At 60.1% G+C, this 20,761-nt stretch carries 11 protein-coding genes and 1 pseudogene; 10 read left to right on the forward strand and 2 right to left on the reverse strand.

What is annotated here, in order from left to right; translation table 11 throughout:
- Positions 1-818 precede the first annotated feature (818 nt).
- On the reverse strand, positions 819-1,322 hold the full coding sequence (locus tag M2103_RS11960; protein ID WP_345783559.1) for a family 43 glycosylhydrolase: 504 nt from the start codon (positions 1,320-1,322) through the stop codon (positions 819-821).
- On the opposite strand from M2103_RS11960, the gene M2103_RS11965 reads away from it, so the two are divergent.
- From M2103_RS11965 to M2103_RS11990, 6 genes are all read left to right on the forward strand, one after another.
- Positions 1,245-1,838: a family 43 glycosylhydrolase gene (locus tag M2103_RS11965; protein ID WP_277510828.1), complete on the forward strand. Its 594-nt coding sequence runs from the start codon at positions 1,245-1,247 to the stop codon at positions 1,836-1,838. The two genes, M2103_RS11960 and M2103_RS11965, sit on opposite strands and share 78 nt — an antisense overlap.
- A 364-nt stretch (positions 1,839-2,202) precedes the next feature.
- Positions 2,203-5,640 carry an autotransporter domain-containing protein gene (locus M2103_RS11970; RefSeq protein ID WP_277510829.1) on the forward strand — a complete coding sequence of 1,146 codons (3,438 nt, stop codon included), beginning with the start codon at positions 2,203-2,205 and terminating at the stop codon, positions 5,638-5,640.
- A 33-nt stretch (positions 5,641-5,673) separates the two neighbouring features.
- Positions 5,674-8,751 carry a TonB-dependent receptor gene (locus M2103_RS11975; protein WP_277510831.1) on the forward strand — a complete coding sequence of 1,026 codons (3,078 nt, stop codon included), beginning with the start codon at positions 5,674-5,676 and terminating at the stop codon, positions 8,749-8,751.
- A 38-nt stretch (positions 8,752-8,789) separates the two neighbouring features.
- On the forward strand, positions 8,790-10,286 hold the full coding sequence (locus M2103_RS11980; RefSeq protein ID WP_277510832.1) for a BNR-4 repeat-containing protein: 1,497 nt from the start codon (positions 8,790-8,792) through the stop codon (positions 10,284-10,286).
- Between the two features lie 113 nt (positions 10,287-10,399).
- Positions 10,400-11,557 carry an aldose epimerase family protein gene (locus M2103_RS11985; RefSeq protein WP_277510833.1) on the forward strand — a complete coding sequence of 386 codons (1,158 nt, stop codon included), beginning with the start codon at positions 10,400-10,402 and terminating at the stop codon, positions 11,555-11,557.
- Complete coding sequence (locus M2103_RS11990; protein WP_277510835.1) at positions 11,554-12,663, forward strand: glycoside hydrolase family 43 protein; 1,110 nt, start codon at positions 11,554-11,556, stop codon at positions 12,661-12,663. Before M2103_RS11985 ends, M2103_RS11990 begins: the two co-directional genes overlap by 4 nt.
- 377 nt (positions 12,664-13,040) lie before the next feature.
- Here M2103_RS11990 and M2103_RS13240 read toward each other — a convergent pair.
- A pseudogene (locus tag M2103_RS13240) lies at positions 13,041-13,196 on the reverse strand (IS5/IS1182 family transposase); the annotation flags it as partial.
- Here M2103_RS13240 and M2103_RS11995 point away from each other — a divergent pair.
- From M2103_RS11995 to M2103_RS12010, 4 genes are all read left to right on the forward strand, one after another.
- Positions 13,174-14,061 (forward strand): transposase, encoded by an 888-nt coding sequence (locus tag M2103_RS11995; RefSeq protein ID WP_277510881.1) that lies wholly within the window; start codon positions 13,174-13,176, stop codon positions 14,059-14,061. The pseudogene M2103_RS13240 and the gene M2103_RS11995 sit on opposite strands and share 23 nt — an antisense overlap.
- 114 nt (positions 14,062-14,175) lie before the next feature.
- On the forward strand, positions 14,176-15,465 hold the full coding sequence (locus M2103_RS12000; RefSeq protein ID WP_277510836.1) for an MFS transporter: 1,290 nt from the start codon (positions 14,176-14,178) through the stop codon (positions 15,463-15,465).
- Between the two features lie 9 nt (positions 15,466-15,474).
- Positions 15,475-15,936 carry a hypothetical protein gene (locus tag M2103_RS12005; RefSeq protein WP_277510837.1) on the forward strand — a complete coding sequence of 154 codons (462 nt, stop codon included), beginning with the start codon at positions 15,475-15,477 and terminating at the stop codon, positions 15,934-15,936.
- A 132-nt stretch (positions 15,937-16,068) separates the two neighbouring features.
- Positions 16,069-20,760, forward strand: coding sequence for a family 43 glycosylhydrolase (locus tag M2103_RS12010; RefSeq protein ID WP_277510839.1), 4,692 nt, complete (start codon positions 16,069-16,071; stop codon positions 20,758-20,760).
- Position 20,761 lies beyond the last annotated feature (1 nt).

The following is a 20,761-nucleotide window of genomic DNA, read 5'->3' on the forward strand; positions in this document are numbered from 1 at the left end:
CGGTTTGAGACCGGGGCGGGAGTGGGCTACCTGATCGACGAGCGAAGCCAGGTGTATTTTGACTATGAATACAACAAGGCCTCGGACTACGAGCGCCCCTGGTCGCTGACGCTCGGCTACCGCCGGGCCTGGTAAGCAAGGTATCAAGCCAAGATTAACCCAAGGGCGCGTTCCAAACAACGCGCCCTTTGTTGTGCCCCGCCTCCCCGCAGTCCGCGCGCGCCTATCCTGCTGCGGTAATAGTCGCGTTGCTAAAAGACAGGTTGTGCGTGCCGTTTGTGATCGACGGGGCGATGAACGAGGAAATGGTTGCCGGCAGAACTGGGCGGAGGAGGCATTGACATCTGCAACAACCTCTGGGTTCACAAGAACGCCGCGGCCCGGAAGCCGATCGTGCTACACGGTTGCGAGTTGGCGTATCCGCCAGCCTGCAGTCTAATATGAACAAGTCTTCGCAAAACGCAAAAGCGATGTGCGCAAAATTTCACCTCGCGGGCATGTGAGCTTGATCAAGATCGTTGCCCCGTCGGTGCGCAGTTTTATACAACAACTTCTTCGTCCATGCCACTAGGCGACTGATTAACTAGGAATTATTCTATCATCCAAAAAACTTTCCCCTATAAAATACCTCCTCAGTTTTGGGCTGTGTTCTTGTCATTACAGCAGCTTGCGTGATTTTTATGTATTTAAAAATGTCTCATTTGAGCCACCAAATAAAGAGGATGGTCTTATGAGAGATGCAGCAATTTCCCTCTGAAATGGTGGATATTGAGGGACTCCGTAGTCTCGGAGTTGGATGCCTCATGGGCGCTTATTTGCTACCTCGCATCGGGTGTGCCCGGGGCGGAGATGGGCTCGTCGCGCGCGACGGGTTTGCCGAAGTCGGGGAAGCCGCCCGGCGTCCAATAAAAGCGTTGCGCAAAGATGAGGCGGCTCCAGCCGTCCTTGCGCTCCTCCTTGACGTGGTAAACGAGCCAGTCCTGTTTGCCGTCGGGCGATTTCACGAAGGAGGCGTGGCCGATCCCAAAGGTCGAGGCCGTCGGCGAAAAGACAGGGTAGGGGTGTTTGCGCCAGGCGTCGCGCGCCAGCGGGTCGTCGCCGGTGAGTTCGAGTATTCCCATTTTATACGTGGGCTGCCAGGAGCCGCTCGCCGAATACACAATGAACACGCGGCCGTCGCGCTGGAGGATTTGCGGCGCCTCGTTGAGGGCGCGCGCTTGCATGGACTCGCCCACGCGCTCCCATTGGAAATCGTCGTTGGCGCAGAGGCGCGAGCGGTTGGCGGAGATTGTCCACGGGTTGCTCATCGGCGCGACATCCAATGGCTTTACGCCGCGCCCATGGGCAATCCGTGGACGGTCTCCGGCAACCGCGTCCGCCTTTGCGCCAACGACGATTACCTGTGGGAGCGCGTCGGCGAATCCGCAAAGGGCCGAGGCCTCCACGAAGCCCCGCAAATTCTCACAAGGGGCGGTCGCACCTTCATCATCTATTCCGCCAGCGGTTCCTGGCAGACCAGCTACAAACTCGGCCTCCTCGAGCTCACAGGCGACGACCCGCTCGCTCCCGGCGCATGGCGCAAACACCCCGAGCCTGTCTTCGCGCCCGCCGCCAAAACGTGGGGCGTCGGGCACGCCTCCTTTGTCAAGTCGCCCGACGGACGCGAGGACTGGATCGTTTATCACGCAAAACTGGAGCGCGCCGACGGCTGGCATCGCGGCATCTTTGCCCAGCCCTTCACATGGACGGAGGATGGTTTCCCCAATTTCGGCACGCCCGTCGCCCCCGGCCAGCCCGTCCGCAGGCCATCACAACGCTCCGTCGGGCCCGATTCGTGAAACACGCGGGAAACAGCGGCGGCCTTTTTTCGCGCGCGCGGTTTCATATTTCATAATTTTTTTTTAGAGGATTCCCGCAATCGCCACATCTTAGGGGCAATTCCAGAAGACCAATCTCCCCAAATATTCATTCCTTTCTTATTTCCCCAACGCTTTTTTCCCGGAGAACAACAGCGCGCCACCACGCTCATTTTTGAGACAACCCACCCCCACTGAACCAATAATGAAAACCAAAATCCAGTCCTCTGAACTGCGGCACCCCCGCCCGGCCGATTGTTTTAGCGACCCGCATCGGGCAAGCTGCCCGCCGCATGATCTCCACGCCTTTGCGTCCCCATGCCCTCCTGTCAGGCGATTGCTCGCGATGTCCTTTTGCTTCGCCGCCATGCTGTCGCTGCTGGCCGCGCCGCCCGCGCAGGCCGGCGACGGTATCTACACGGGCAACAGCGCCAGTTCATGGACTGCGGGCGCCCGCTGGGCCGACATAAATCTGGACGGCAACCGGGACTCGGACGACGTCGCCGGCGGCGCGGGCTCGACCGCATGGATATCCACCGCCCAGTGGACTGCGGATCGCACGATCACTCTCAACATTTCCACGACCTTGGGCTCGCTCATATCAGGTTGCGTCTATGTGCCGCCCGACATCAGCGGCGGAGTCACGCCCCAAGTGCTGGCCGCGGACGTCGATCCCTTGAGCGTTCCGCTGAGCACGATTTTTGCAACCGGTGCGAGGATAATACGCCTTCAGGTAAGCGAGGGCTCAGTGCTCACCTTCGACAACAATGGCTCCGCCTCCCAAATCAAGCACAACGGATGGGGCAATTTTCACATTTATCCGTCGCTGCTGCTCAATAACGACTTGGAGATAACCAATTATACCGGCAAACCGAACGTGGATCCCTTTGTGTCATCAAGCTATGTCCTGCTTTTGCACGGAACAATCGAGGCTGGCGCCGAGGGGTTGAAAACAATCACCTTGATGGCGGGAGCCAGTGGCGAAATCCGGTTTTCGAACACCTCGCAAATTGCCGACGGGGCGGGCCGCGTGGCGCTTGTGCACGACAGCGGCAACCTGCTGCAAATCGCCGGCACAAACAACACCTTTACCGGCGGCCTCACCGTCAATTCGGGAACGCTCCAGATCACGGGGAATGATGGCAGCCTGGGCGCGGTGTCGAATCTTCTGACCGTCAACGACGGCGGCGTTTTGAATCTCTCGCCGGAATCCGGCTCCATGACGATCGACGCCGGGCGTGCCACCACCCTGACATCGGGCAGCGTGGTTTTCGAGACGGGCGCATCAAAGACCACAAATTGGGATGGAGTGATTGATGGCGGAGCCTCATTGGTCATTCGCGGAAGCGGATCGTCCAGCATACTGAACCTGAACGGCGCCAACACCTACGCGGGCGCCACGACGGTCGAGAGCGGGTTCCTTCGCATCAACGGCGACATGTCCGCGGTGACGAGCCCGTTCACAATCGCCTCCGGCGCGCTCCTTGGCGGCACCGGCGTCATCGGCGGGAGCGTGACGATTGCCGCCGGCGCGACGCTCGTGGGCGCAAGCGGGCAGACCCTCGTATTCAACAACGGGCTTGCGCTCGGGGACGCCTCCATCATCTCGGTGACACTCGGGGACACGGGGGCGCAGCCATTCTTTCAGGTAAACGGCGACCTGGCGCTCAACGGCACGATCGATGTGGAGATTTCGGAGGCGTTTGCCCCCGGCGTGTCTCGGCTTTTTGACTACACCGGGACGCTTTCCGGCACCGGCCTGTCAATCGGCACGGTGGCGCCCGAGATTCTGGCCATGGGCGAATTGTTGGTGCTGACCGACACCCCGGGCGCGGTGGATGTCGTCGTCAGCGCCACAACCAAAAACTATTGGAGGGGCGGGAACGGGACATGGTCGGCCGATCCCGGCTCCACAAGCTGGCAAACTTGGAGCGGCGAGACCGGCGCATGGGAGGAAAATTTCGCAACCTTTGCCGGCACCGGCGGCACCGTGCGGGTGGACAACGCCCACGGCCCGGTGCTCGCAACCGGCATGCAGTTCACGAACGACGGCTATGTGCTCACCGGCGGCACGCTCACGCTCAGCGGCACCAAGGCGACATTCCGCCTCGGCACGGGCGCCGCGACGGACTCCGCGATCACCGCCCGCATCGACGCGGCCATTGCCGGGACGACTGACATTTTGAAAAGCGAGGCCGGCACGCTGGTGCTTGGTGGCAACAACACTTTTACAGGGGCCGTGAGAATTGAGAAAGGAGCCATCGAACTCGACAACAGCAGCCTTGCCGAAACAACGGTCACGGGGCGCGCGCGGCTCTCCGGCCACGGCGTGATTCGCGGCAACCTGATCATCGGCGGCACCCTCGCGCCCGGCACGCTGGAAACCACGGGCGCCATGACCGTCGAGGGCAATTACAGGCAGTCAACCGGCACGCTCCTCATCAAGCTTGCCTCGGAGGAATCGCATGACCGGTTGCTGGTATCCGGCTCCGCCTCCCTGAACGGCTCGCTCAGGATTGAGCCGCTGGCCGGTTTCGCCATCCAGCCCGGCGCCATCTATAAAATCATCGAGGCGGGCGCGGGCATTTCGGGAACATTCTCCAACATTTACGAACAGTGGGGGCAGGTGTCGCCCTTGGTGCGTTTCGAGGTGTTTTACGGCGCGCGCGATGTTTCGTTGAGCTTCACCAAGCTGCCCGTGGCCACCATCGGAGCCACTGGCACGCCAAACCAGTTTGCCATCAGTGAGGCGCTGGACGCCGCCGGGGCGCAGGGCTTTGCCGGGGGGCTTGCAAGCGCGCTGCTGTTGCTGCCGACAGAGGACGCGGTTCTGCGCGCCTTGAACGAAATCTCGCCGCAACGCTACCAACGCTGGTTTGAGCAGGCGGCTTACTCGACCGGCATGACAATGCGCGCGGCGGAGCACCACTTGGCGCGCGTCCCCGACGGCAGCAAGTGGGTTTTGTGGGCCCAGGGCGTGTCGAGGGACAGCCGTTTCTCGTCCACGGATGACATTCCGCAAGCCGACGCGGATGCCCGCGGCGTCATCGTCGGCATGTCACGGGCCTGGGGCAAACGCTTCAAGTCAACCCTGCTCGTCAGCTTTACCGATGAGCAAATAGACCTCGATGCCGCCGACAGCCGGACGGACGTTGGACGTTATCTCGTCGCGCTCGGCGGACGTTATGATTACAAGCGCTTTTTTCTGGATGTCATCGCTGGCGGAGGCGTGGCCGCGCTCGACAATTATCGTGTCGCGGGCATCCCCGGTTACAACCGCGCCGCCGAGGGCGACACCAACAGCAGCGAGGCGTTTGCCGGCATGCGGCTCGGCTGGCGCTTGAAGGACAGATACTTCGACGTCACGCCCTACATCGGCGCCCAATACATCTATTGGAAAGCCTCGGGGCTTCAGGAAACCGGGGCGGATGACGCGGCATTGCGCGTCGGCGGGCAATCCGCCAAATCCTTCACCGCGCGGGTCGGCATGAGCGTGGCCAAGACCTTCCGGATCGGCTCCCTCGTCGTCACGCCGGTGCTGGAGAGCGCGGCCTCGCAGGAATTTTGCGACGGCCACAGGACGATAAACGCCTCGATGGGCGGGCAATCGTTTGCCATCCGCACACCAAACCTGAGCGATTCGATCTACGGCGTGACCGCAAGCGCCGGCGTGAACATCGCTTGCGGCGAGAACACCTTGGTCGTCGCCCGCTTCACCGGGGAGTGGTCGCCGTTTGTCGAACGCGCCACCTCCTTGGACATAGGACTGCAACTGCGTTTCTAAAACAAACCCCAAACACCACTCCCCTCCATTACCATGACAACTCATTTTTGCTCCCTCCTCCGCGCCCCCGGACGCCTCCCCGCCGTGTTTCTTTTCCTGTTTTTTGGCGCGTTGCTCGCCACCGCCGGCCCCCGGGCTTGGGGGCGGAACACCGGAACAATCGAAGGGCGGGTTTACAATCCTGCTTCCAAGGAATACGTGCCAAACGCGGAAATCTCGCTCGCCGGCTCGGCGCAACGCATTTACTCTGACGACAATGGCGGGTTCCGCTTTTTCGACGTCCCCGCGGGCCGCGCGGAGCTGACGGTGTTTTACTCGGGCTACAACACCGCCCGCGCATCGGTTAACGTGATCGCGGGCCAAACGGTCGAGTGCGAAATCAGCCTGATCAACAGCGAGGCCGGCGAGCCGGCCTCGAAAGACGGCGAAACCGTCGTCTTGGAACGCTTCGTGGTTTCCGCCGAGCGCGAGGGCGACGCCAGGGCCATCATGGAGCAGCGGCGCGCCCTCAACATCGCCAACAGCGTCTCCACCGACGCCTATGGCGACATCCCGGACGGCAACATCGGCGAGTTTCTCAAGCACATGCCCGGCGTGGATTTGGAGACCAACTTGCACGGCGACATCGTCGCCGCGCGCATTGGCGGCATGAGCCCGGAATACGGCGCCGTCACAATCGACGGCATGAGCATCGCCAGCGCCAATGCCAACGACGCCGACGTGCGCGCCTTCAACTTCGAGCAATACACCATCGACAGCGTCGAGTCCATAGAGGTGTCGAAAACGATAAGCGCGGACGTGCCCGCCAGCGCCCCCGCCGGCACCATCAACCTCAAACCCAGGCGCTCCTTCAATCGCAAGGGCAGGCAGGTCGTGATACAAACCAGTTTCACCGCGGGCGAGGGCGACTGGGACCTGCGCAAAACCCACGGCCCCGATGACGACAAGCATTTCAAGGTCCGTCCCACCGTGCGGCTGGCCTATTCCGATGTCTTTTTCAACAGGCGGCTCGGCGTCGTGCTCACCCTGAACCAGTCGAGCATCTATTCCTCCAGCGGCTACACCACGCTCTATTACAATTACCTGGCCACCGATCCCGACCCGCTTGTGGCCAGCCACTTCACCCTTTATAGCGAGGCCCGCATAACCGACAGGCTCAACGCGTCGCTCGCGATGGATTTCAAGGCCACCAGAAACCTGACGCTCTCCCTGTCGCTCATAACCAACCGCACCACGCTCAACTCCACGCAACGCAATGTCGTCTTTGAGACGCCGGGCAGCGGCGCGAGCGGCCGCGCAAAACTCACCCACGGCCCGGACCCGATGACCAGTTTCAGCACAACGACCGGCGAAATCCGCGTCTCCCCCGCCTCCGTTCACAAGAAGGGCGAGAGCTACGCGGTGCAGCCCAAATTCGAATGGCGCCTCGGGAGGCTGCAGCTCGACGGACGCTTTTCCCTGTCCCAGTCTAAAAGCTGGTATAACCCGCTCTCGGAACTCGGCTCGGTCAGGCAGCAAGGCGGGCGCACGGTCTCGGGTGTTTCCTACGCGGCGGAACGCTCCTCCTCGATGGACGGCGACTGGAAAGTGACGCAAACAGGAGGCCCCGATATCAGCGAGGCCACCGGATACAGCGGCGGCGGCATCGGCGCCTCCCAAGGAAACATAATCGTCGATGACGGACGCCGGGCGCTCACCAAAATGAAAACCGGCGACATTCAGGGCAAGCTGACCACGCGCTGGCCCGTCCCCATTGAATGGAAAGCCGGCGCCAGGGTGGACCAGGAGGAACGGGAATACAGAAACACCTCCGACGCCAACGTCTACGCCTACACCGGTCCGGGCAGCGGCACGGGAGCCCTCGCCGAATACAACTCCCCCTTCGAGTTCAACACCAAAGCCACCGATGCGGGAATCACCTCCATTTCGGGCAACAACATATTCATGCCCAACCTGATCGGCATCGGCAAACTCTACCTGGAGCACCCGGGATGGTTTACGCAGGACCTGACCAACTCCCGATTTGAAAACGCCTATGTCAACAGCAACCGCGACATGAAGGAAACCGTGTGGGCTGGATTCCTGATGGGCACCGCCCAGATACACCGCCTGACCGTTCGCGCCGGTCTGCGATGGGAAGGCACTTGGACCGAGGCTCGCGAGCCCGACGCCCTGACCGCGCAAGAAGTCAGGGACGCGGGCTACGCCATCAGCGCCGGCAAGGCCACGACCATCGAAGGCCTGCAATACCAGTTCTTGTCCAGGCCGTTCCGGACGCGCAAGGCGAATTACGACCACCTCTTCCCCAGCATGGTGCTCAAGTATAATATCGCCTCAAACCTGGACGCCCAAGTGGGCTATGCCCGCACCATCCGCCGCCCCGCCCCCAATCACATCGCGGGCACATGGATCGTCCGCGACGACGACACCGGCCACCCGAACCCCTACGTCACCACCGGCAATATCAACTTGAAACCGGAGGAGGCCGACAGCCTGGCCGCGCGCATCGCCTATTATTTCAAACCCTCCGGCTTTCTCGCGCTGACCCTGACCCAGCGCGACATCCGAAACCTGCACGAAACCACATGGCTCACCGCCGAGGAATTCGGCAACACCGACCCGATCTATGAAGACTATGACTTCCGGACGACCTCAAATGTCGGCTCCCCCATCAGGATACGGGGCTTGGAGCTGGAATGCCGCCAAAGCCTCGGCTTTCTCCTCAAGGGCCTGCGCTTCCGCGCCAACTACACGCGCACCTACAGCGCCGACCGCATCCTTCTGGGCATCTCGCCAAACACCATAAACGCTGGATTGTCCTACTCCCGCGGACGCCTGAGCCTGAACATAAACACCACCTGGCGCGATGACACCTACACAAACAACACCGACGGAACCCGTTGGTATCGCCACCGCCAGACAGTCGATTTCGACGCCAGCCTCAAACTGACCAGATACCTGACCCTCAGCGTCGCCGGGCGCAACATAACCAGCGAACCCCGCATCCTGATGGGCACCACGGGCACGGCGCCATCCCCGGTCATAACCGCCGCGCGCCAATATGCCGTCACTCTTCCAGTATGGTCATTCAGCCTCAAGGCCGTTTTCTGACACACGCAATTTTTATAAAAACAACAAACAACAATCAAATGAACTCCGCTTACCACCTCGCTCTCGCGCTCACCCTCGTCCTGCTTGGCCTCTCTCCCGCCGCCGCTCGCGCGCAATCCCCCGGCTCGCCCCCCGCGCCGGACCAACCATCGCTCAACAATAAAAAAATCGACGGCTACAAGGGCATTTGGTTCACGCTCGGCCAGTTCGGCCCCCATGGCGACAAATACTCCGGCGGCCTCGCCACCTACACCGCCAAGCACATCCCCCTCGCCATCCATTCGCCCGAGGCGCAAAAAACGTTTTTTGTCTATGGCGGCATCACGCCCGACCGCAAAAGCGCCGCCGAACTCGACGGACGCGACACCAAAAACCGCGCCTATGGCAACTACCTGCTCTGCATGGCCGGAAGCTACGACCACAAAACCAACACCGTCTCCAAGCCCGTGATTGTGCATGATAAAAACGGCGTCTTCGACCCGCATGACAACCCGTCGTTGGCGATGGATTCCGACGGATACCTTTGGGTGTTTGTCAGCGGCCGCGGCAGGCGGCGGCCCGGCTTTGTTTATAAAAGCGCCAAGCCGTATGAAGCCGGCGAATTTCGCCAGGTCCTCAAGGGCGAGTTCACCTACCCGCAGCCCAAATATATTCCCGGAAAAGGCTTCCTGCATCTGTTCACAAAATACACCGGCACCCGCCTCCTCTACTTCAACACAAGCCCCGACGGCCGCGAATGGACGGCGCACAAACCTCTCGCCGTAATCAAACGTCCCGGCGACAAAAGAAGCGGCCATTATCAAATCAGCGGTCAGCGCGGGGAAAAAATCGCGTTCTTCTTCAACTGGCACCCCGGCGGCAACGTCGATAAACGCACCAATATATATTATCTACAGACGACCGATTTCGGAAAAACCTGGACCACCGCGGACGGCGCCCGCGTTTCCACGCCCGTCAGGGACCTGGCCAGCCCGGCACTCGTCAGCGAGTTCTTTAGTAAAAACATGAACGTCTATATAAAAGACATGACATTCGATGATGACGGAAACCCGGTCGCACTTTATGTATCCGGCAAGGGACACAAACCCGGCCCTGACAACGGCCCCAAGGACTGGCAGGTGATCCGCTGGAACGGACGCAAATGGGAAAACCGAAAAATCACCACCTCCGACCATAATTACGACACGGGCAGCCTCTGGATTTCAGGCCGGAAATGGACGGTCGTCGCCCCCACTGAAAACAGCCCCCAGAAATGGGGCGGCGGGGGCGAGGTTGTCATGTGGGAAAGCCAGGACGACGGCAAAACATGGAAGCGCACCCGACAAATCACCCGCGATAGCCGCCTCAATCACAATTACGTTCGCAAGGTCGTCAACGGAGCCAACCCGTTCATGTATTTTTGGGCCGACGGCAACCCGCACGAACCAAGCCAGTCGCAGTTGTATTTTGGCGACACCAACGGCAACGCCTGGGTGCTGCCATATCAAATGCAAGGCGACCGGGCGACACCCGCGCCGCTGCAAACTTCGAAATAGCAAAATGTCCATACGACATTGACCGGAGGAGGCGAACAAGACACTCGCACTCCCCGAACCCTCGCGCGGCTTTTCTGGCAACCACCGAGCCTGATCCATTTTCAGAACCGATCATGACGATTCAAAACCTCCTCAAACCCTGCGGCCTCGCCGCGCTTCTTCTCGCCGCGCTCACCACCTCCGCGGCAACGCCCGCCATTACCATGACACCCTTTGGCACACTCCCCGACGGCCGCGCCGCTCAACTCTACACACTCACCAACATCCAGGGATCCAAGGTCGCCATCACCAACTACGGCGGCATCGTGGTGCGCGTTATTGTTCCGGACCGCGAAGGCAATCTCGCCGACGTTGTCCTCGGCTACAACGATGTCTCCGACTACACAAAGGATTCGCCCTATTTTGGCGCGCTCATCGGCCGCTATGGCAACCGCATCGCGAAAGGCCGGTTCACTCTCGACGGCCGGACCCACAAACTTGCCACGAACAATGATCCCGGCGGTCTCCCGTGCTCGCTTCACGGCGGCAACGCCGGTTTCGACAAAGCGCTCTGGGATGCCACACCCGTCGCTGAAAAAGACACCACCGGCCTCCGCCTCCACTACGTGAGCAAGGACGGCGAGGAAGGCTTTCCCGGCAACCTCGACGTGACCGTGACGTATTGGTTCAACAACAAAAACGAACTTCGCATCGAATACGCCGCCACGACCGACAAAGCCACGCCCGTCAACCTCACCAACCACTCCTACTTCAACCTTCGCGGGGAGGGAACCGGCAACATTCTGGGCCACGTCCTCACACTCAACGCCTCGACCTACACACCCGTTGACAAAGGCCTGATCCCGACTGGCGAAATCGCGTCCGTCGCCGGCACGCCTTTTGATTTCACCACGCCGCACGGCATTGGCGAACGCATCAGGCAAAAGCACGAACAACTCACCTTCGGCGGCGGTTACGACCACAACTGGATTCTCGACCGTGGCAACGCCGGGGCGCGCGTCCTCGTAAAAGCCGCCGAAGTTTTCGAGCCCGTCACCGGACGCGTGCTCGAGGTGCTCACCTCCGAGCCCGCGATTCAGTTTTACTGCGGCAATTTTCTCGGGGGCTCAAACATCGGCAAAAGCAGGCGCCCCTACGAAAAACACAGCGGCTTCTGCCTTGAAACGCAGCACTCGCCCGACTCGCCGAACCAGCCCCGCTTTCCAAGCACAATCCTCCGCCCCGGAACCCGCTACGAAACCACGACAACATTTCGCTTCTCCACGCGATGAAAATTCGCCCACCACAAACCCTCTGCGCAATCGCCGCGATCCTGGTCACAGCCCTCGCCTCGTGCGCCAAGCCCGAAAAAAGCGTCACCTATAAAAATCCGATCAACGTCGCATTCGGCGATCCGTTTGTGTTAAAGGCATCCGACGGCAAATACTACATGTATGGCACGTCCGAAAACGAAAAGGGCTTTCGCGCGTGCGTCTCCGACGACCTCGCAAACTGGACGGATATCGGTCGCGTTTACGAAGGCGCGCTGCCCGAATCGTGGACGCTGAAAAATTTCTGGGCCCCCGAGGTCTATGAAATCAACAAAAAATACTACATGCTATTTAGCGCCGACTGGAAGGAGAACCCGGCGAACGAGCTGGAGAACTTTCGCATCGGCGTCGCCGTGTCCGACAGCCCGCGCGGACCGTTCAAGGACTTGATGAACCGCCCGATTTTTGATCCCGGCTATCCGATTATCGACGCCAACCTCTGGTTCGAAAACGGACGTGTGTTTTTATACTATTCGCGCTGCTGTTATAAAAATCCCGTCGCCAGCGAAGTCGCCGACTGGGCGAAACAACGCGGCTGGTTCAAAGAAATCGAGGAAAGCTGGATTTACGGCGTCGAGATCAAGCCCGATTTCTCCGGCATCATCGGCGAGCCGAGACTCCTGTTGCGCCCGCCCTTGAAAATGGACGACACCCAGGCCGAATGGGAAAGCCGCTCCGTCACCTCGCGCGAAGTCAACCGCCGATGGACCGAGGGATCGTTTATATTCAAGAAAAACGGCACTTATTACATGATGTATTCGGCCAATTATTACGGCGGCCAAAACTACGCCGTTGGTTACGCCACATCGGACAACCCTCTCGGCCCGTTCAAGAAGGCCGAAAATAATCCCGTGCTCCAGAAAAACACCGACAACGGAGGCGACGTCACCGGCACCGGCCACAACATGGTTTTCACGCATGCCAACGGCACCCTGTATTGTGTTTATCACGGCCGCACCACAAAGACAGGCAATAGGCGTGTCGTTTTCATAGACCCCTTAGAAATCAAACCTAATGGCCAACTCATTGTGAACGGCCCCACAACAACACCCCAAACCATAAAGTGAAAACTGTTATTGTTTGGTAATCCACAAAGTCGCTTTTATGAGACAGTGACGCTTAGAAATGGGAGGCACGGCGGCTTCCTCGACGCGCAATGCTGAACTTACGGTATGATCCGGTCACTCTGTTTGCCGGTGTGGTGGACGAGTTTTCGCGTTCCCGCATTTTTCAAGATATCGCAAATGAAGATATTCGCTGACCGATTTACTCACTTTTTTCGGATTGCCTTGGGTTTTCCCTGTTGGATTTCAGTGAGAACATGGTGGACGCTGAGGGACTCCGTAATATCAGAGTTAAGTGTATTATGGTTGCTGTTTGGTTGTTATTTCTCAAGCCAATGATGCATTTCGTTTTCATGCATTGCATGAACTAGGGAGTGTTTTCAAAATAAAGATAAGTATTTAAGCCAGATGAGAGAGCAAACGAGGAAGAGCATGGAGGCGAACGAGGAATATTGTTTGTCATAGCGTGTGGCGATGCGACGAAAGGCCTTGATTTTGGCAAAGAGATTTTCAATGCGGTGGCGCTCGCGATACAAATGCTCGTCAAAAGGCGATGCTGCCCGGACGGAACATCATGGACTGGGGCTCGACGGTGCAGACCAAATACGGGCATCAGGAGGGTGCTCGCGTCGACTACAAGCCGACCAGTCATGGGCGCAAAAGTTTTCATTCGCTTGTGGCGGTGTCGGCTGGCGCGCGACTTTGCGTGGACTACCGGTTCCGCGGCAGGGGCGCGGTGAGCGCGAGCCATTGGAGCGAGGCGATGGAGGAGGCGCGCTGGGAAAATCCAACTGGTTCGATCGCGGCGACATCGGATTTGGAAACGAGGCGCTCATGTGCTGGCACGAGCAGCGCGAGAGCGCACCGCGTTATCTGTTCAAGCCGAAACAAAACAAGAACTTGCGCGGAGCAATCCCCTCCATCGCCGAGGAGGCGTGGCAGGCGCCTGCGCACGAGGGTGTCTGGCAAACGGCTGAGACGCGCGTGCGATTGGAGGGCTGGAGTTGCGAGCGGCGCGTGGTGGTGGCGCCGCGGCGTGATCAATGCGAACTGTGGAAACTCGCGAGGCACAAATACACGGCCTATGTGAGCGACCTGCCCGAAGAGCGATGCAACGGCTGGCAAATCCTCGCGCTGTATCGGGAGCGGGCGAACACGGAGAATGTTTTCGACGAGCTCAAGAACCAGTGGGGCTTCAACGGCTTTTGCTCGGGCAAGAAGGCGGTTAGTGCATTGGCGGCCGGGATGATGCTGGCGGCTTACCTATGGAGCGTGCCCATCCGGCTGATGGGGCGGACAGACAAGCATGTGGAGTTGGTGAAAAGTCGACGATGGCTGCCGCCGATAGCGGCAAGGCTGGTGGAAAGCGACAGGCAAAAGTTGGTGAGCTTGTGCGCGTAACCACCACCTTTCGCGCCGCGCCTGCCCCGATGCGCACGAAAAATAACACTCTGGCAATCACCATAAAATCATTTGAAGTGACTTGCCTCGGGGGACATTGCACTTTTTTCGGCCATGTCCGCTTCGCCCCCCTTGGTTTCCGCTAATAAAAGAAAAATTCCCTTCGCATGGGAGATTGTTGCCTGGCTTTGGCTCGCCTACTTCATGAACCAGGCCGACCGGCAGCTTTACAGCGTCGTCCAAAAACAGGTGCAGGACGCCCTGAGCTTGAGCGACATCCAGGCCGGGCTGGTCAACACCGTGCTCATCGCCTCGATGGCGGTGATGATGCCCATCGCCGGCATCGTCGGGGATCGCGTCTCCCGCCGCCGCATCATCCTGTTCAGCCTGCTGGCGTGGAGCCTTGCGACGATGCTGACCGGCTTCACCAACGGCCTTGTTTCGCTCATCGTCGTGCGCAGCCTGGCGACCGCCGTGGGCGAGGCGTTTTTCCTTCCCGCCGCCACCGCGATGATCGGCCAGTATCACGTCAAGACGCGAGGGCAGGCGCTCGCGATTTACCAGACCGCGCAGTATTTCGGCGCGGTATCGTGCGGCTGGGCAGGCGGTTGGATCGCGGGGAAATACGGTTGGGAACACTCCTTCTGGTTGTTCGGCGGCGCGGGTGTTATTCTCGTCGCGCTGATGTGGCGCCGTTTGAAGGACGCGCCCAAAACCGCCGCCACCACCGCCGCGCGCGAGCCGATCGGGGCCGTTCTTGGCGCGTTGGTGCGCACGCCGACCGCGCTGGTGCTGACGCTCGCGCTGGGTTGCTCGACCTTTGTCAACATGGGCTGTCTTTCCTGGATGCCCACGTATTTGCAGTTGGAGCCGTTCAATCTCACGCCCGCGAAGGCCGGCGTTTTTAGCATGCTTTATTACCAGATTTTCTCCTTCGCCGGCGTGCTCCTTGGCGGACGCATCTCGGACAAGATTGTCGGGAACCGTCCCTCGTTCCGCGTCGAGTTGTCCGGCATGGCGCTTTTGTTGTGCGTGCCCACGCTCTATACCATGGGCGCGACGCACAACCTCTGGCTTGTTTACGCGATGCTTGGCGCGTTCGGTTTCTTCCGCGGTCTCTACGATTCCAATATCTACGCGTCGCTCTTCGATGTCACCTCGCCGCGCCACCATTCCACGGCCACCGGTTTGATGACCGGTTTTTCGTTCGGCGTCGGTTCGCTTGCCCCGCTTTTCCTGGGCGCGATCAAGCAGTCCTACGCGCTCAGCACCGGCATCTCGCTGCTCGGGGCCGTTTATGTTGTGGGCAGCCTTGCGCTCCTCGTCACCGCGCGCGTGTTTTTCCCCTCCGATTTTGCCCGCAACCGTCAAAGCATTCCTTCCTCAAACAACGACAACCAATAAAAAACCACCATGAAGAAAATCATCCTCCTCGCACTTTTGGCATTTGTTCCCCTGCTTGCCCGCGCTCAAAGCAGCGCGCCCTACACCGACGGCCCCGTTTGGGAAATGACGCTCGTGCGCACCAAGCACGGCATGGCCGACGAATACCTGCGCAGCATCACCAAGACGTTCTGGGCCGTCATGGAGGAGGCGAAAAAGCAGGGAATCATCATGGATTTCAAAGTCTTCTACGGCCTGGCCTCGTCGCCGTCGGACTATGATGTCATTTTGCTCACGCAAACCAAGGACATGGCCTATCGCGACAAGGCCCGCGAGCTGCTCGATCCCATTGTGATAAAGCTTGAGGGCAACACCGCGAAGCAGCGCGAGACGACGAGTGTGCGTCTCGATATGCGCGATGTTTTGGGTTACAAATTGATGCGCGAAATCTACCTCGACGGCGGGCCCGCCGCCAAGAAGGGGAATAAGTAAAACAGAACGACCCCGTGGGGGCGCACCTTGCGTGCGCCCTGGTGCCGGCCCGCTTTGTGCATACGTGCGCAAACAGTCTTTCGCATGCGAGGGCGCGCGCAAGGCGCGCCCCATAAGATGGAAATCTATATTATGAAAAGAACGAAAGACATGCCCCGGCGCTTCTGGAATATTTTGTATTTTGCCGCGTGGTTGGTTTTGGCTGCAAACCTGTCCGCAAATTCGGGAAACAATGTTATATACATCGGAGCGGAGGGAAAAGAGGCGTCCGCCAAGGAATTGGCCGACGCTTACAAGCAGCTTGCCACAACCGGTGGCGTGATTGTGTTGCGCGGGCCTGTGCGCATAAAAGGCAACTTTGAAGCGCCCGCTCACGACGCGCCCGTCACCGTGACCGGCAGTCTCGACGGCGCGAGAAACGCCTCCGCGAAACTGATATTAAACGCATCCTATCGCGTCAACGGCCCGACGACTTTCGAGCGTCTCATGTTTGTGACGGAGGGCGCGGATTATCGTTATCTCCACTGCAACGGCCACGCGGTTGTGCTTGGCGGGGGCATTGTCTGCCAGTCTCCGCCGAAGGGCAAGTATCCCACCATCGTCGGCGCGTCCCAAAACAAAACGCGCGGACGATCCGGCTCGAATGTCACCATCAACAGCGGCCAGTGGTATACCGTGGTGGGCGGCGCGATTGACGAGGCCGCGCCCACAAATGGAAACCTCAAGATGGTCGTCAACGGCGGGCGTTTTTACGGCGCGGTGTGCGCGGCGGGCGTCGGGCGACACACGGGCGACGCGGAACTGGTGATCAACGGCGGCACTTTTTATAATAGTGTTTCCGGCCTCGGAAACATAGCCGCGGCATCGCTGTCAGGAGCCATTCGCGTCACCATAAACGACGGGCGTTTTTATAATGCAATTTCGGCCACGCGGAATAATGAAACGGAGTTTTCCGGCTCCTACACACTGTCAATTAATGGCGGCATTTTCACCTCGGTCACAGGCATCACCGGCACGCGCGGCGTGCGTGGCGGCGCGAAGTCTTCCGTCGTGGTGAATCCGGCGTCGCTGCTCGACGAGAAGATCAGGGGCAGCCTTTCGTTTATCAATCCGATCATCAAAGGCGCCGATCCGTGTGTGTTTTTGCATGACGGTTATTATTATTGCACGACCACGGGCGGCTCGCGGCTCACGGGCTACAAGGCTGCGAATCTCTCCGATTTTCCATACGCCCAGCCGGTGACCATTTGGCAGCCGCCGCCCCGGCGCGAGTTTTCAAAAAACCTCTGGTCGCCGAAAATATATTATTTCGGCGCGGAGGATGTCGGCGAAAAACTGGCGGGCCACTATCTCTACGTTTCGGCCAACGACGGCAGTGACAACGCCGCCGCCGACCAGCGCATGTATGTGTTGCGCAGCCTGAGTGGCGATCCGCTCGGCCCCTACGGTTCGCCGACGGACGGCGAGTTAAACGTGCCCGCGCGAATGATCGCCGCGCAGGGGAAAAAGTTCAATCGCGAGTGGACCGTCGGCCCGAAGGTTTTGCATCATAACGGAAAACTTTACTTCATTTGGGTGGGACGCATCGGCGACAGAAACTCGCGCAATGTCGGCGATCACTGGCAGTGTCTTTACATCGACGAGATGATCAATCCGTGGACGGTCTCCGGCAAACCCGCGATGATATGCCGCCCGACGCTCGATTGGGAAAAACACGGCGCCGGGCGCGCGAGCGACGGACGCATGCTGCCCGAGGTTGTCGAGGGGGGCGCACCGGTTTACAGCGCCGACGGCACGCTCTACCTGCTCTACGCGGCGAGCGGATACTGGACGCCGCACTACGCGATCGGATTGATGAAACTGATCGGCGACGACCCGATGAATCCGCGCCATTGGCAAAAGGCGACGCAGCCGATCTTCAAGGCCTCGAAGGGTGTGATCGGCCCCGGTAACGCCTGTTATGTGCCGTCGCCCGAGGGCAACTCTCACTGGGCGATTTATCACGCCTATGTCGGGAAAAAAACAAAAGGCGTGCCGAGGCAGTTGTTCGCCGAGCCCTACGAGGCGAACGACAGGGGCGTTGCGATCAGCGCCGGCGAGCCGCTTCCGCTCGGCACGCCGCTGAAGATCGAGGCAAACCCGATGCCTCTGCGGAAAAAAATCAGCGGCTTCACCGAGCCGCTTCCGCCACCCGATCCCGCGCTTGCGGCGGACGCCAAGGACATCGCGCCGCTACCCTCCTGGCGGCAACCTCCACGAGCCCGGACGCAACAACAGCAGCAACAATCGCAGCAACAACAAACGCCCAACGCATACCGTCCGTCGCCGACCGACTGGCGTTTTGACAAGGGCCCCGATCCGAAAACGAAAGGCGACCTTCGCCTCTCGGGAAACACGCTCCGGCTGACCGCCGATTTCAGCCGTGGCAAACGTTACGTCGGCGCGGTGTGCCCCGTTGCGTTTCCCGACGTTTCGAGGGTGAGTTTCAACATAAGGACCAATCAGAAAAAACTTTTGGTGCGGCTCAAGGATCGGACGGGGCAAATCCACCAGCACGGTTTTAACACCAAGCCGGGGGAGCCGGAAACGATTGTCGTTCCGTTCGAGGCCGGGCTCAGCGGCAAACCCTGGGGCGGCGCGAACGACGGCAAGATGCACCTGCCCGTCGGCGAGTTCGAGATCATCCTCGCCGCGGAGCACGCGGGGCGCGAGGGGTTTTGCGAAATCACCGACGTGCGCCTGATCGCCGGGCCTCCCGCAAAGCCGGCGGAGCCGCTGCGGCTCGACGACTACGACGCGCGCAAAATCACCGTCAACGGCAACGCGGCCGTCGAGAACCGGGGCAACTCGCTCGTCGTCACGATTTCCGCCGGGCAAAAAATATCCTGGCCCGGAATCAATTTGCGTCCGCAAAACGGCACGCAGTTTTTCGACCTCGCCCGTTGCTCGGTTCTTGCGATGGACGTGCGCAATCTCACCGGCGCGCAGATAGGCATCAAGTGCCAGATCGAAAATCCCGGCTCCAACGGACGCGAGAATTGCATACGCGGCGGCATCGCGCTCAACGCGGGCGAGTCCGGCACGATGCGCGTGCGCTACTACCGCAACGGCATCGTCCCGGACGACGTGAAAATCGAGGGCGTGAAAAACTCACCCGAGGGGTTGAAGGGCCGCTGCACGCTCAATCTGGCGCGCATCACAAACATCATGCTCTTTGCGAATCCGCTGGGCGCGGAGGTGAAGTTCGAGGTGAGCAACATTCGACTGGAGGAACCTTTCGCCGGCGCGCCCGACGCGCTCAAAAGCGCCTCGACATTTTATCCCGCGTTCGACCGTTACGGACAATACAAGCACAAGGACTGGCCCGGAAAAACGCGCGCCGACACGGACCTCGCGAAAGACCTCGCCGACGAGGACGCCGATCTCGCCGCCAACCCGCGCCCGCCCTCGTTCAACCGTTACGGCGGCTGGGCCGACGGCCCGGCGCTTGAGGCGACCGGCGCGTTTCGCACGGCGAAGCACGGCGGCATGTGGTGGCTGGTTGATCCCGATGGGAAGTTGTTTTTTTCGCACGGCATCAACCAATTTTATAATGCGGAGCTGACCGGCGTCACATTGCGCGAGCATTATTTCGAAAACCTTCCCGAAAAAAATTCCCCCGGGGGGCGCGGCCTCTGGCGCAAGCAGGCTTACCTGGCGGGCACGCCGAATTTCTATCGCGACAAAAAAGTAACGCCCGACGCCTTTGATTTTTTCGGCGCCAACCTCCGCCGCAAACACGGCGACGACTGGGCCGGCGCGCACAAAAAACGCCTCTACGCGCGCGCCGAAAGCTGGGGTGTCAACACGCTGGCAAACTGGACGCACAAGGATTACATCCGCGACGGACGCATGCCCTACGTCGGCCAGGTCGGCACGCCCGACGCGGTCACGATCAAGGGCCACGGCGGAAGCGCGGCGCGCTTTTTTCAGGACGTGTTCGATCCGGGCTTTGAGGAGGCTATCGAAAAGGCGCTGCGAAAAAATTGGGCCTTCGCCGCGAACGATCCCATGTGCATCGGTTTCTTCGTGGACAACGAGCACGCGTGGGGCGGCGAGACCGCGCTCGCCGAGGCCGTTTTGCGCAGCCCCGCCTCGCAGCCTGCCAAGCGCGAGTTTGCCCGCAGGCTGGAGGAAAAATACGGCGGCATCTCCAACCTCAACGCCGCGTGGAAAACCAGGCACGCGTCGTTCGCGGCCTTTCTCTCCTCGACGCAGCCGCCGGATCGCGCGGCGGCGCGCGCCGACCTGGTTGAGTTCAACAACGCCCTGAGCGACCGTTATTTTGAGGGCGCGCGAAACGCGGTTCGCCGTTTTGCGCCCGGACGGCTTTATCTCGGCTGCCGTTTTCAAACGGTGCCGTCCGCCGCAATCATGCGCTCCGCCGCGAAATTTTGCGATGTCGTCAGTTTCAATCTCTACGAGTTCAGCGTGGAGGCGCTTCGCCTGCCCGACGCGATCGACACGCCGGTCATCATTGGCGAATTCCATTTCGGCACGATAGCCAACGGCCATTTTCATCCGGGGCTGCAAGGATGCGCCGACGATGCGGATCGCGCCCGCGCCTACCGGCGCTATGTGGAAGGCGCGTTGCGCAATCCGCTGATTGTCGGCACGCATTATTACCGGCTCATCGACCAGTGCCCGACGGGCCGGAGCCTCGACGACGAAAGTTTCCAATACGGATTCCTCAGCATCACCGACCGGCCTTATCCCGACATGGTTGACGCGGCGCGCGCCGTGGCCCGCCGCATGTATAATCTTCGCGCCGGCGCGGGCGGTTGAG

It is taken from the genome of Ereboglobus sp. PH5-5 (assembly GCF_029504805.1).
Lineage (GTDB): Bacteria > Verrucomicrobiota > Verrucomicrobiia > Opitutales > Opitutaceae > Ereboglobus.

Bases quoted from the DNA above. Each gene is read 5' to 3' on its own strand.
- M2103_RS11970 (WP_277510829.1), top strand. From the start codon at position 2,203: ATGTCCTTTTGCTTCGCCGCCATGCTGTCGCTGCTGGCCGCGCCGCCC.
- M2103_RS11975 (WP_277510831.1), top strand. From the start codon at position 5,674: ATGACAACTCATTTTTGCTCCCTCCTCCGCGCCCCCGGACGCCTCCCC.
- M2103_RS11980 (WP_277510832.1), top strand. From the start codon at position 8,790: ATGAACTCCGCTTACCACCTCGCTCTCGCGCTCACCCTCGTCCTGCTT.
- M2103_RS11985 (WP_277510833.1), top strand. From the start codon at position 10,400: ATGACGATTCAAAACCTCCTCAAACCCTGCGGCCTCGCCGCGCTTCTT.
- M2103_RS11990 (WP_277510835.1), top strand. From the start codon at position 11,554: ATGAAAATTCGCCCACCACAAACCCTCTGCGCAATCGCCGCGATCCTG.
- M2103_RS11995 (WP_277510881.1), top strand. From the start codon at position 13,174: ATGCGGTGGCGCTCGCGATACAAATGCTCGTCAAAAGGCGATGCTGCC.
- M2103_RS12000 (WP_277510836.1), top strand. From the start codon at position 14,176: ATGTCCGCTTCGCCCCCCTTGGTTTCCGCTAATAAAAGAAAAATTCCC.
- M2103_RS12005 (WP_277510837.1), top strand. From the start codon at position 15,475: ATGAAGAAAATCATCCTCCTCGCACTTTTGGCATTTGTTCCCCTGCTT.
- M2103_RS12010 (WP_277510839.1), top strand. From the start codon at position 16,069: ATGAAAAGAACGAAAGACATGCCCCGGCGCTTCTGGAATATTTTGTAT.